Origin of the sequence: uncultured Cyclobacterium sp. (genome assembly GCF_963976465.1) — a bacterium.
Lineage (GTDB): Bacteria > Bacteroidota > Bacteroidia > Cytophagales > Cyclobacteriaceae > Cyclobacterium.
The window spans coordinates 1-13,182 of record NZ_CAXBOC010000096.1; the positions used below are offsets into that span (position 1 = coordinate 1).

General features: G+C 39.1%; 14 protein-coding genes. 5 read left to right on the forward strand and 9 right to left on the reverse strand.

Annotated features, from left to right (window positions below; all coding sequences use genetic code 11):
* Positions 1–74: 74 nt before the first annotated feature.
* The 6 genes from AAC037_RS07510 to AAC037_RS07535 all read right to left on the reverse strand — a co-directional run bounded on the left by AAC037_RS07510 (position 75) and on the right by AAC037_RS07535 (position 5,602).
* A complete protein-coding gene (locus AAC037_RS07510; protein WP_339902399.1) occupies positions 75–695 on the reverse strand; it encodes an RNA polymerase sigma factor in 621 nt (206 codons plus the stop codon).
* Between the two features lie 63 nt (positions 696–758).
* On the reverse strand, positions 759–1,772 hold the full coding sequence (locus tag AAC037_RS07515; RefSeq protein ID WP_339902400.1) for an NAD(P)-dependent oxidoreductase: 1,014 nt from the start codon (positions 1,770–1,772) through the stop codon (positions 759–761).
* Between the two features lie 78 nt (positions 1,773–1,850).
* Positions 1,851–2,747: a DUF6528 family protein gene (locus AAC037_RS07520; RefSeq protein ID WP_339902401.1), complete on the reverse strand. Its 897-nt coding sequence runs from the start codon at positions 2,745–2,747 to the stop codon at positions 1,851–1,853.
* A gap of 102 nt (positions 2,748–2,849) precedes the next feature.
* Entirely contained in the window at positions 2,850–3,560 is a 711-nt protein-coding gene (locus tag AAC037_RS07525) for a ZIP family metal transporter (protein WP_339902402.1), read from the reverse strand.
* Positions 3,561–3,711: 151 nt separating this feature from the next.
* On the reverse strand, positions 3,712–4,800 hold the full coding sequence (locus AAC037_RS07530) for an Ldh family oxidoreductase (RefSeq protein WP_339902403.1): 1,089 nt from the start codon (positions 4,798–4,800) through the stop codon (positions 3,712–3,714).
* 172 nt (positions 4,801–4,972) lie between these two features.
* Positions 4,973–5,602 (reverse strand): DUF1080 domain-containing protein, encoded by a 630-nt coding sequence (locus AAC037_RS07535; protein ID WP_339902404.1) that lies wholly within the window; start codon positions 5,600–5,602, stop codon positions 4,973–4,975.
* 290 nt (positions 5,603–5,892) lie between these two features.
* Here AAC037_RS07535 and AAC037_RS07540 point away from each other — a divergent pair, with 290 nt between their 5' ends.
* From AAC037_RS07540 to lpdA, 5 genes are all read left to right on the forward strand, one after another.
* Positions 5,893–6,276 carry a TraR/DksA C4-type zinc finger protein gene (locus AAC037_RS07540; protein ID WP_303613144.1) on the forward strand — a complete coding sequence of 128 codons (384 nt, stop codon included), beginning with the start codon at positions 5,893–5,895 and terminating at the stop codon, positions 6,274–6,276.
* Positions 6,277–6,278: 2 nt separating this feature from the next.
* Positions 6,279–6,839: an SMC-Scp complex subunit ScpB gene (gene scpB, locus AAC037_RS07545; RefSeq protein ID WP_339902405.1), complete on the forward strand. Its 561-nt coding sequence runs from the start codon at positions 6,279–6,281 to the stop codon at positions 6,837–6,839.
* Positions 6,840–6,971: 132 nt separating this feature from the next.
* Positions 6,972–8,012 carry a pseudouridine synthase gene (locus AAC037_RS07550; RefSeq protein WP_303613146.1) on the forward strand — a complete coding sequence of 347 codons (1,041 nt, stop codon included), beginning with the start codon at positions 6,972–6,974 and terminating at the stop codon, positions 8,010–8,012.
* A gap of 58 nt (positions 8,013–8,070) precedes the next feature.
* Positions 8,071–8,352 (forward strand): DUF427 domain-containing protein, encoded by a 282-nt coding sequence (locus tag AAC037_RS07555; RefSeq protein ID WP_303613147.1) that lies wholly within the window; start codon positions 8,071–8,073, stop codon positions 8,350–8,352.
* Positions 8,353–8,357: 5 nt separating this feature from the next.
* Positions 8,358–9,740 carry a dihydrolipoyl dehydrogenase gene (lpdA, locus tag AAC037_RS07560; protein ID WP_339902406.1) on the forward strand — a complete coding sequence of 461 codons (1,383 nt, stop codon included), beginning with the start codon at positions 8,358–8,360 and terminating at the stop codon, positions 9,738–9,740.
* 679 nt (positions 9,741–10,419) lie between these two features.
* Here the strand turns inward: lpdA and AAC037_RS07565 are convergent.
* From AAC037_RS07565 to AAC037_RS07575, 3 genes are all read right to left on the reverse strand, one after another.
* A complete protein-coding gene (locus tag AAC037_RS07565; protein ID WP_339902407.1) occupies positions 10,420–11,748 on the reverse strand; it encodes a D-arabinono-1,4-lactone oxidase in 1,329 nt (442 codons plus the stop codon).
* Between the two features lie 73 nt (positions 11,749–11,821).
* Entirely contained in the window at positions 11,822–12,697 is an 876-nt protein-coding gene (locus tag AAC037_RS07570) for a DUF4221 family protein (RefSeq protein ID WP_339902409.1), read from the reverse strand.
* A gap of 18 nt (positions 12,698–12,715) precedes the next feature.
* Entirely contained in the window at positions 12,716–12,922 is a 207-nt protein-coding gene (locus AAC037_RS07575) for a hypothetical protein (RefSeq protein ID WP_339902408.1), read from the reverse strand.
* Positions 12,923–13,182 lie beyond the last annotated feature (260 nt).

The window sequence follows — 13,182 nt, forward strand, 5'->3', positions numbered from 1 at the left end:
ATTACCTTCCGGAGGTCGGACTTCTTCCATTCCTTCGAGGCTATTTACCACTTTATTTTTCCACGCTTCCATAATTACTTTGACGTATTTTTTTTGAAATTCCCTCGCTCAGGATAAAATTTTTCTAATTTTTCACGCATTGATGCCTTGGCTCTTTGCAACAGTGATTCTACAGATTTTCTACTGACCTCCATAATATCTGCCACCTTCTGTTGTGGTAGCCCATCGATCTGTGTCAGGATAAAAACTGTTTTTTGATTTTCTGTCAACTCATCCAAGACTTTGAATAGCAGTTTGCCATCTTCGGCATTTTCAAGTTTTATTCCGGGGTGAACGAAATCTACCGGCTCTACAATGGTCTCACCTGTATCTTTACTGAAAATAGACGAAAAAATGCCTTTTCGTTTTAGACTATTTTTCTTTCGAAGAAAATCCAGGGATTTATTGACGGTAATTCTGTAAATCCAAGTACTGACAGAGGCATCATTTTTAAATTTACCTGCGGCTTCAAAAAGTGTGATAAAAACATCTTGCAGTACCTCTTCAGCATCTTGTTCATTTTTGGTATAACTTATGGCTGTAGAATAAACTTTAGGCGAATACTTATTGTAGAAATAGTCAAGCGGTTTTTCATTGCCTCCGGCCATTTCCAATAGCATCTGATCTTCTTCATAAAGGGACCTGTCCTTAGTCATTCTTTATATTCTGGACAAAATTCATTTTACTTACGGAAATCATTAATCGCAAATATATACCCATTATAGTCGCTCGTCACTTATATAAACAGTATTTAAATGACTTTGTTGCTGAAGCCTTGGGTCTTTGGACTTTATTAGTACAGGTCTATTTTCGAAGATTTCTTCGCATCTATCCAAGGTTTCAGTCTCCAAACGCTCCATGGCCTCATTCGTGTAAAAGCTAAGGTGGGGAAATAGTAAAACATTTTCCATGGTATAAAGCTTTTTTAATGGGTGAAACTCCTGATTTAAAGGCTCATCGCTAAAAACATCCAAAGCCACACCTTCCAATGCCTGCAATAATTCCTCTTCATCTATCAGGGCACCTCGAGCTGTATTAATAATAATAGCAGTCTTTTTAATCTTTGCCAACTCTTCCCTACCAAGCATATGGTGGGTCTCATTGGTCAACACGGCATGCAATGATATAAAATCACTCTCTTCCAATAAAGTGTTGAGTGCCTCAACTTTAACAATCCCTTTTTCTGCCAATTCATCCCTGGATTTATAAGGATCATATCCAATTACTTTGGCATTGAATCCCAAACCAGCCATCCTTGCCATACTCGAACCTATTTTGCCACAACCTATTATACCCAAGGTTTTGCCTGAAACATCCTGTCCCAGCCACCTTTGTGTGGGCCATGCCCAAGCATAGCTGCTCATCTGATGATGGATTGAAGGGATCTTTTTTGTCAAAGCCAACAACATGGCAAATGCACCCTCTGCTACAGTTTCTTCTGCATATTCAGGAACATTCACCACCACAACACCCTTATTATTGGCTGCAGTTATGTCAATGGCATCTATACCCACTCCATATTTGATAATGGCCTTTAGGTTGGACGAAGCTTCTATGACTTTTTTACTTATCATAGTGTAACACATCAACAACAGGTCACAGTCCCTAACCTCTTCCAAAAGCAACTCCTCACTTATCCCTTCAGGTAAAAGAACAAGTTCATGCCCTTTTGCCTCTAGTTTTCTATCTACCAGTGGAAGTTCAAGCTCTTTATCTGTCCTTACAATCTTCATACAATAAAAAATTCTACTAAGAAATCGCACTCCAGGGGGACCCAATTATCCTTCATCTCATTTACCTACTTAAAAGTATCACATGACCCTAACTTTATAAATTTTTTTATTGGTTAAGGCTAAAGTATCTTTTTTAGGTAGGTGCATATAAACATGGTGGGTCCACCAACTTATTTCTCCTTTGGTGTACACAAGTTCACCTGTTTGCGCGTTCAAGTTAACTGATTTGACGTGATGAACACCTTCAAGTGCCGGAAAAGGGGAAAATATTGAACGATTAATATCAAACTGCCACACACTATTGGTAGTGGACAATAGCAACCGGCTATCATCGGTAAGAAACAAATCATGACCGCTTTCATCAGGGATTTCCCATTCACTGACTTGCTTTAACCAAGGCGCTGAGCTGTCCCAGTCCTCAAGCTTATACTCACGCAACTGATCGAATCCCAAAGCAAACAAACTATTATTTTGCTCATCCCATACCACACCGTGTCCTGAGAATAAACTGTCAGTAAACAATATGCTATCAGAATGGTCCAAGTCATATAGTCTAATGGAATTTCCATTCTTTGCTGTAGACAAAGCCACCACCAATTTATTTCCGGGCAGGTATTCTGCAGAATGGGCATTGGGGGCATGCGCATAAAAAACGGTCTTCTTATCGTCTCTGTTCACCAAGGCCACACCTCCACTAGAAGAAGTGATTAAAATTTGGTTTTCCCCCACAGGTTTGCATTCATCTGTCGTATTAAAATAATCATGAAAGTCTTCAGGCAGCCCTTCAGACATGGATGCTGTCCATTCCCAAACCTTGACAAATCCAAGTGAATCAGTCGCTGCCTTTTCAAATACCGCCACTTCCTCATCTCCACAGGTGATCAACTGTGAAAAGCCGTGATTAGTGTTTGTATTATTATTCCCTGTGCAGGAATAGAGCCATAATATGGATATAAGAAGAGGCAATGACTTCATGGTTTTCAAAGCTTGAATAGGCATATCTAGTAGGAATAGCAATTTTTATGAATGATTGATGATTTGACGGGTGATATTAATTCAATTTTTAAGCTTGGGCACCTACATTACTTTTTCCCCTATAATTCCTACCAAAAACCCCAATATAGCCCCCAAAGAAGAAAGGTAATTATTTTTCAACTTACTTTCAGGAATAATGTCTTGGATTAATAAATATAAAATACCCCCACTTGCAAAGGCCATCAATTGTGCGGTCAAATCAGGATAATCACTTAAGTAAAAATGACCTACCAATGCACCGGCAATTCCGGAAAAGCTTAATAATGAAAATATCACTAATGTTTTGGTGACTGTAAATCCGCTCAAAACCAAATCTCTAAAAGAATTAAAAGCTTCAGGAAGATTTTGTAAACCTATAAAAACAGCCAAAAGGGTAGCCATTTCCGGATCAATGGCAAAGGTAGCCCCCAAGGCAATCGATTCGGGAATAAAATCCATCACCATGGCCAATAAGGCAGCCAATTGACCACCCTTTTTAGCCAAATACCAATCAATCGCCATAAACAAAATTGCTCCAATTAGGAAGGAGGCCACCATCGGAAGAAGCTCCAGTTCTTCCATGCCTTTTGGTATAAGCACCAATGCCAATGCAGACAATATTATTCCTGCACCAAAGGACATCAGGGCATGAATTATCTCATATTTAATGGGCTTCTCTTTGATATGGTGACTAAAATAATTGGCTAAAAGACCACCAATAAAAACAGTAATACCCGAGAACCCCGAAAAAAGAATGAGTTTTTGTATCATCATCTATAAACTTAGCCTAACCCAAATAATCTATTACACACAAATTAAGTAATCATCTTACCAAACAAAAACATCAAAGCCTTTGTTCTGCTTCCCAGCTTCCATCCTGGTTCTAGTTGAAAAATTAAAACCAAATTTAAAATGATCCAACACCTTAAGGCAAAGGAATTTTACAAAGTTTTGACATGGTCATTAACTCCTCAAGGATCAAATGATGCACAGGAATACCTTGTTTCATCCTTGAAGCAAAAGCTTCTCGCTCAGGATCTCCGGGAATCAGCACCTTCCCTTCACTTTTCTGTGGTACAGCATTTCTCATGGTAACAATCCAATGATCCATACTCTCTTTGAAAGCCTTTAAATCCCTAAATCCTTCAATATCCCAAGCCATAAAGAAATGTCCAATTCCTTTTCCCACCTCCATTACAGGAATAGCAGAATGTATGGCAAAGGGCGTGGCAAAGGGTCCCCAATTGGCCCCACTTAAGACTGCTGTAAGGATATCAACTGCCGCAGCCAAACAGTATCCCTTATGCCCCGAGCCTTCTTTAGTACTTCCAAGTGGCAATAAAGCGCCTCCATTGATCATCTTTTCAGGAGCTGTGGTGACCTCCCCTTTTTCATCCAGACACCAATATTCAGGTATTGATTTCCCTTCCCTATGTGCAATTTCCACCTTTCCATAAGCCACAGTGCTACTGGCAAAATCAATCACCACCTCCGGTTCATTTAAAGTGGGAAAGGCCATTGCCAAAGGGTTGGTTCCCAGCATTTTTTCCTTACCATTAAATGGGGCCACGCCTTTGGTGGTATTGGTCATGGACATTCCTATATAATCCTTTCGAGTGGCCATAAGTGGATAATAACCGGCTGCTCCATAATGGTTGGTATTACAAACTGCTATGGAGCCGGACCCATGTTGGCTGGTTTTTTCAATGGCCATTTGCATGGATTGAGGACCTACCACCAATCCCAAACCATTGTCCCCATCTATGGTGGCAACTGCATGTTTTTCCCGAAGGACCTTGAGCTTTGGTTTTGGGTTGACCCTACCTGCCTTGAGTAAATCAAAATAGGTTTTCAATCTTGCTATTCCATGAGAATCAATCCCATGTTCATCGCTGTAAGCAAGCACATCCGCCGCAAGGACGGCCTCTTTAGGGGGCACGTCAAGTGACATAAAAACCTTCCCGGTAAACTCCCTTAGCGCTTGATGATTTATAAGAGTATATTTATTAGTCATTGCTTCATTTGTTATTGCAACACCTGCCCTATTTTTTTTAATGAATTAGTACCTTTAAAAAATTCATGTGAATCACTAAGCATTGAAAAAAATCGATAAAAAAAAATCCGGTCAACCAAAAGGCCGACCGGATTTTAAATTTTTTTTTAATGATATATAAAAACAAAACTCATTAAGGCAGGGGTTTAATCATTATATCTTTGTAATAAACGACGCTTTTGGGATCGTGGGCCTGAAGTGCCACAGTTCCATGACTTAACCTCTTGCCGCTGTCACCAATTTCTCCTCTATCTGTTTTTTCATTGAATTCATTGATCACTTTCCCATTGATTTTAACGGTTACATCATCACCCTGAACGATGATGTGTTGGGTATACCATTCGTTATCTTTAACAAAAGTTTCTTTTACATCTTTAAAGCTGTAAACACTACCGGTTTTCCTCCAATCACCCTGCGTTTGATTGACCTGAATTTCATAGCCTTTACTTGGCCATCCGTCTTCTTCAAACTCAGTATGAACAAAAATTCCGGAATTAGCCCCAGGCATGGTTTTTACCTGCATCTTCAATTCAAAGTTTTTAAAATCATGCTTTTTGTATTTGCCGGTGTAGAACATGTGGGACCTTGGCCCCTCCACCTTAATTACTCCATCCACTATGCTGAATGATTCAGGATTTTCACTAAAAGACCAACCTTTAAATGATTTGCCATTAAAAAGCTCCTTCCAGCCTTTATCTGCTTTTTGAGCGGACACGTTTAAGGAGATTAATGCACATATAACAATTGCTAAGATTCTTTTCATCGGATTTAATTTGGATTAGTATTGTTTAGGCGTTCAAATTAATACTTTCTTAGGGATATTTCAAGTATAGCATGTGAATCACTTTTCAAAATATTTTCAAACCAACAATTCAAAATAATTTGATTGCAGAATGAGAAATAATAAAATATAAAAGTCAACTCTATCTCTTTCATCTCTTCTTTTTAAAATTAAATTCACCTAAAATGAATTCATGTAATTTTATCTTGAAAATAAAATTTTTGATTTCAGAATACTCACTGTATTTTAGGGAAATTTTAAAGTAATGTTTTATGAGCCAGGTAGAAAAAACCAGTTATTCCAGAGAAGAGCTTCAGGAATTTGAATCGCTTATTAATGAAAAACTGTCCATCGCTAAAGACGAGTTGAATCAATTGAAACGTTCTTTAAGTAAACAAAATGACAGTGGAACTGAAAACACGGCCTCCACATCAAAGCTACTTGAAGACGGAGCTGACACGCTTGAAAGAGAGAGCCTAAGTCAATTGGCTGCAAGACAGCAAAAGTTTATTATTAATCTGGAAAATGCTCTGAGGAGGATAAAAAACGGGACTTATGGGGTATGTGTAGACACAGGAAAACTCATAAGCAAGGAAAGGTTAAAGGCCGTCCCCCATACCATGCACAGTATTGAAGCAAAATTAGGCAAAAAATAAGCGTGGACTTTTTACCCAAACATATAGAAGCATTAATATTTTGTTCCCCAGAACCCCTTGGCATCAAGGAAATTCAAAAATGTCTCGCAGAAATGTTTGAGACAGAAATTCCTATGGCGCACTTAGAAGAAGCACTGGAGGAACTGACCAACAAATACCTTTCTGATGATTTTTCATTCAGCTTGGAAAATTTGGCAGGAGGCTACCAGTTTTTGACAAAGCCGGCCTACCTCAGCAGTGTAGCCATCCTGCAAAAACACCAATCACAAAAGAGACTTTCCAATGCTCAATTGGAAACCCTTTCTATTATTGCCTATAAACAGCCCATCACTAAATCTGAAATGGAGCAAATTAGAGGTGTCAATTGTGATTATTCTGTACAAAAACTCCTTGAAAAGTCTCTTGTAGCCATAAAAGGAAAGTCTGATGGACTGGGAAGGCCCATTCTATATGGCACCAGTCCAAAGTTCATGGAGTACTTTGGCATTAATGATTTAAGCGAACTCCCTCAACCTAAGGATTTCAAAGCGGAAGAAAATGAAATTGGAAATCAATCGGATTGATTTCTCCTGTTTGATGTAATTATTTAATAAATAGCACTAAATTTGCATCCGCTTTGAAACTTAAGGTAAAGTCACCTTAGGCTCAAGCCATTACATTCGTATATTTTAATACAGCAGAGATGCTGCAAGCTTATGAAAAAATTCAACAATAGGTCCGAAAGGTCTCCTAAAAATTCAAAAGGAGAGTCGACCAACTCCGGGAAACGTAGTTCTTACGATAAAAAAAAGGAGCCTAGCTCCAAAATCCCTGAAGAAAAAACTGAATACAAAGGAAGGGGACGCAATCAAAAACCCATTTTTGGCAAAGCCGAAGACAAAGAAAGGAAGAAAAAGCCTTTCAAAAAGCCTTTTTCACCTCTCAAGAGCGGAAAAAATAAATCAGAGGCTCAACCGCAGTACAACCTTAAAAGCATTCAAAAATCCGGGCATAAGGAATCTGATGAAATCAGATTGAATAAGTTCATTGCCAACGCCGGCATTTGTTCCAGAAGAGATGCAGACAAACTCATTGAAAATGGGGAAATCTCCGTGAATGGGAAAGTGGTAAATGAAATGGGTTATAAGGTGCTTAGAAAAGACCGTGTGGTATACAAGGGAAAATCCATACGTCCTGAAAAACCTGTTTATATTTTACTTAATAAACCAAAGGATTTTATTACCACCACTGATGACCCCTTCGAACGAAAAACAGTCATGCACTTGGTAGAAAATGCCTGTGAAGAACGACTTTTCCCTGTAGGCAGGTTGGATAGAAATACCACCGGACTTTTACTTTTCACCAATGATGGAGAACTATCTGCCAAACTCACCCACCCTTCTTATGAGATCAAAAAAATCTACCAGGTAACCTTGGATAAACCCATTGCCAAAAATGATGTGGAGGCGATTCTTGAAGGGGTTACATTAGAAGACGGACTTACTGAAGTTGATGATCTTCAAGTTTTGTCTAAGGACAGAACCATCATGGGTATAGAGATCCATTCCGGTAAAAACAGAATTGTACGTAGGATATTTGCCCATTTCGGTTACGAAGTCATCGCCCTAGACAGGGTGACCTTTGCCGGATTAAGCAAAAAAGACATTCCAAGAGGTAATTATCGATTCCTCGAAGAAAAAGAAGTGATTAATCTTAAATTTCTCAACAAAAGAAAAAATAAAAAGCGACCTAAATAGTCGCTTTTTTTCTAGCATGGTTTTGGCTGTAATTGATCAGAAATAAACCTGATTAATTATGAAAGCCATCTGGAAAGGAAAAACACTCGCAGCATCTGATGAGACGGTATTTTTGGAAAACAACCATTATTTTCCGCATGCGTCTCTAAACAGGCAATTTTTTGAAATCTCTCAGACTACCTCTGATTGCCCTTGGAAAGGAAGAGCGAATTATTACCATATCCGTGTTGGGGAGGACACCAATCTTGATGCTGCCTGGCATTACCCTGAACCAAAAGAAGCTGCAAGGGAAATAAAAGACCATGTGGCTTTCTGGAAAGGGGTAGAGATCAAAGAATAATCCCCATGAAAAAATACGATGCAATCATCATAGGTGCCGGGCAATCGGGAATGCCCTTGGCAAAAAAGATAAGTGCAAAAGGTTTGACTGTGGCTTTGGTGGAAAAAAGAGTAATAGGCGGGACATGCATCAATGATGGCTGTTCACCTACCAAGACCATGGTAGCCTCAGCAAGAGTGGTTCACCTGGTGGGCAGAGCTGAAGACTTCGGTGTAAATGTAAAAAGTTACACTATCGATCAAAAGGCCATCAAAGCCCGCAAAGACCACATTGTTACTACCTTTAGGGGAGGGGCTGAGAAAAGCCTTACAAAAGCAAAAAACGTAGACATCATCTTAGGCAAAGCAACTCTTCTTTCATCCAACGAAGTAAGCATTGAACGGGAAGGAGCTGAAGTTCTTGAAATTAAAGGGGATAAAATCTTCCTAAATTCTGGTGCTTATCCCTTTATCCCTAAGGTTGATGGTTTGAAAGAAACACCTTACCTGACCAGCACAAGCATCATGGAGCTCGAGGAAACTCCAAAGCACTTGATTATTCTTGGTGCCGGATATATAGGGCTTGAATTTGGACAGATGTTCAAAAGATTTGGTAGCAAGGTCAGCATTATAGACAAAGCCCCAAAACTTGTACCCAAGGAAGATAAGGACGTTTGTGAGGAAATTTCAAAGATCTTTGCTGAAGATGAAATTAACACCTACTTGGATACCTCGGTCACTAAGGTGAATTTCGAAAACGATCAATTTAAAGTTTATCTGGAAGGTAAATCAGGACCAAAAACTATTGAAGGCAGCCACTTACTGGTAGCTACCGGGAGGAAACCCAACAGCAAGGGCTTGGGGCTAGAGGACATCGGTGTAAAGCTTACGAAAAAGGGTCATATAGCAGTAAATGAAACCTTTAAGACCAGCGTTCCGAACATCTATGCCCTTGGAGATGTCGCCGGATCACCACCTTTTACCCATATGGCATATAATGATGCGCACATTGCCTTTAGAAGTATCTATGAAGGAGATAAAGAAATCTCTTCAAAGGACAGGTTGCTTCCCTACTGTGTGTTTATTGATCCTCAACTGGCAAGAATAGGACTTAATGAGCAGGAAGCCAAAGAAAAAGGGGTCTCCTATAAGGTGGGGAAATTTTTCATGAAGCATGCCGGTAGAGCACTGGAAACCGATGAAACGAATGGTTTTTTTAAAGTAATAGTGGATCCGGAGAGCAAGCAGATCTTAGGTGCTACCATTTTAAGTTTAGATGGAGGAGAGGTGATGGCGGTCCTTCAGATGGCCATGGTAGGTAAGGTTACCTATGATAAAATTCAAAATCTTCCCATTGCGCATCCTACATTGGCAGAAAGCCTGAATAATTTGATGATGCAAATTGAGTGAATTCCATTTACAACTAATTGTTTTAATGATGGTTGCGTAATACCCCCCTTCAAGGTGGCTAGGGAAAGAAGATTTTCAGAAACCCCAAAGGGGTGCCAAGATTATAGCAAAATGGTACCTGAAAAATACATAAATCCCGTGGGGATGGTATTATAAAATTAGCCAATCCAGCAAAAAATTCAATAAAATAAGTTGCAGGTATAATTTTACCCTCTGATGGCTTTAATGCTGTCACCCCTTTGGGGTTTTGAATTTGATGCGATTTTTAAATCTATAATCCTGTCATCCCTTTGGGATTCGGTTTTGTAAATTTGTGTTAGTACTACCTATGAATAAAATTTAAAACGGTAAACTTTTTTCAGGACGGGTCAATTTTATACTGTAAACCTATACCATTATATAAATATTAAATTATATAAATAATAATATGTACTTAAATTTTAGGACGAGTCAGGATGTTTACGAAATAATCCCCCTTTTTCCTCCTTTGAAGAAAAGGGGGATTTCGTGCTTACAGGACTTACGAGTGCGTACCTGATTATACATTCCCTCAGCCCGTTACAATTTCAATAATTCAGCAATAAAGTACCTTTTTGCCGAAACTCCCCCTTGAGAAAGAGGAGTAGCGCCTGTCTCAACAGAATCTTTAGGGGATCATCTCTTAAAAATCATTGTTTTATCAATAAATATTTGTGGAGAGGAAATGGTTTTTAAATTTTCTTTCCCGGTCGTATTTTTTGGTTAATTCCAGAAAATCAGGGTACTTTTCATATTGCTGTTTTAGCGCTTTAGGGTTCATAGTGAAAAGTTTTCCCCAGTGGGGTTTTCCATTGAATGCTGCCAGTGTTCCTTCAATTTTGGGGATTAATTCCATTACTTCTTTGACATGAGGCTTCCATGTAAAATGAATGGCTACACTATCTTGGTGATAACATGGACTCATCCAAAAATCATCCGCAGCAATTGCCCTAATTTCCGAAATAAATAAATGAGGAAAAATTTGATCGTTTAATTTTTCTATCGCAAGGATGGCTGCTACGGCATTTTCACGAGGAACAAAAAATTCAGATTGTAACTCTTCTCCTGCACTTGGATTAAAATCCATTTTAAAATGGGGCAACCTGTCGTACCAAGGTCCTGGCATGCCCATCTGTTCAGAACAGCATTCTGCCGACTGCGCCAGAAAAGGATGAATGTTTTTGGTTGCTGCTGTTGCACCATAAAAATCAGCTTCCATTTGAACAGAGGCCTCAGCCACTTTTTGTTTGACCCATACTTCACTTATCTTCTTGTCTCTCCAGTCGGTAAACAAACTTACGCTGTATCCGCTAGACATTATGGCATCAAAATGCAATTCCAAACTTTCTAGTGGAAGGTTTAAAAAGACATTTTGCTGAACGGGAAAGGTTTCCTGTACCTCAAGGGTTAATTTAGTAATGATCCCAAAGGCACCAAGACCTACAACCACGGCATAAAAGTCAGGATCTGATTTGTCCAGGTTTTTCAGCTCACCGTTGGGCATGACCAATTCGATGGCTACTACCGCAGTGGCCAGGTTCCCATTTTCCACACCCGATCCGTGGGTAGCTGTAGCACATGCTCCTGCCACGGTTATATGGGGCAAGGAAGCCAGGTTATGCAAAGCGAAACCTTGCGCGTGTAATTCTTTACAAAAATCACCGTAGCGTGCCCCCGCTTCCACTGTCAAGGTCTTTTTGTCCTTATCCAATCCAAGGACTTTGTTTAATTGCTTGGTAGAAATCTGATTTTTAGAACTGTCTGCAATGTCATTGAAACAATGTTTGGAACCCAGGGCTTTTATCTGATCCAATCGCTTAACCAAGTCCTGAATTTCAGCTACTGTACTTGGTTCATAAAGGTTTTTTGCTTTGAAAGTATAATTCCCAGCCCAGTTTTTTCTCTTCGAACCTATCGTCTCACTTTCCTCCATAATTTGATTTATTTCTTTTTTATGTGGAACAAGACAAATAGGAAGCCACAATTCCATCAGTCGAAGCTAAGCTTGATGTTTTAATAACCTCTTCCTTTTAATTGCAAACCTTTAATATACCCTAAATTCACTAATTTTTTTTCATCAGGTTGCAAAATGCATCAATTGAAACCAATTCTTCATAACTTCTCCGGCTTGAAACCCACAAAAACCATCTCGTCTTCCGAAGGGTTGTGACGGGATGGTTAAGGGATAGGTAAAGCTTTCCATTATGGGTAAAATACATGCGGGTATATATAGTATTTTTAGGCAGATCCACTTCTCCTACTTTCTCAAAGTCGCTGTTGATCATGATTACTGAAGGAGGTTTGTTATCCCAATTTCGCCTTTGTCCATCAGGACCTATATAGTCTACCTTGCGGTAAGCCAGACGGTAGAGCAGTTTATTTTGCTCATCATAGGCCAGCTCCCGGTAGGAGTTGGAAGTGACATAAAACTCTTCGTGTCCATCCATATTTGGGCTGTCCCAAGGGAGTGCATCTCCAAAGTACTTACTCCCAGCCTCTCTTTCAGTTAGCTCTTCTTTTTCCAAATCATAGACCAATATATTATTATAAAAAGGAATTCCAAAAACCAAGTATCGATCATCTGCCAACCCATGCGAACTATGGCTAAAATAAGCACCATGAACAAAATCGTTGAAAAACTTGGGTAGCTCAAAAACATATTGAATCGGTTCGTTTACGCTGTTAGCAATTTTCATAAACATGGTGCCTGACCATTGCCCTGGGCCATTGTAATCAGTATCTACTTTAGTTAATACATAAAAATCATCACTGGTTTTATGATACAACAAAGGGCTTTGTGTAGAATACATCTGCACTAAAGGCTTGCCCTTCCTTGATGTATCATCAGTTTCTATTGTCTTTTTAAGATTCCCCTCAAAGTCAGTTAAGTAAAGCCGTATCCTATAGGTGCTAGCTATAAGCAGGGTAGAGTCTGAAATTACTTCAAAGGCCTTAAGTTATCCCACAGCATTTGGTCCATCCAAATATAAACGCACTTTAAAGTCCTTTCCCTTATCAGAGAGTGCATAAAATTCCAAATCATTTGTGTTTACATTTACTACCCCTAGGTACGGGATATTGTTTATGATAGAGGCCTTCACATACCTGCTGTATACATCTGATCGGTACCCTATAGGAATCGTTAAGGTATCGGTAGGAACCAAAGTCGTCTTTTGGTCAAATTCACGGGCTGTTGGATCAAGTTCTTTGACTTCTTGGCAGGAAGCCGAAAGACAAAGCAGAAGTACTCAAATCAGTATATTTTTCATCTCCAGATTTTATTTTCGTCTATTCGGAAGTGCATACATCAGTAAAACATCATAGATTTAAACCTTTGGTTCTTAACCTATATCTAACATTAAATTTTCAATCCGTTTTAAAACAAAAAAATAATTTCAAAAAAAAACAAATAGTTTATGTTATT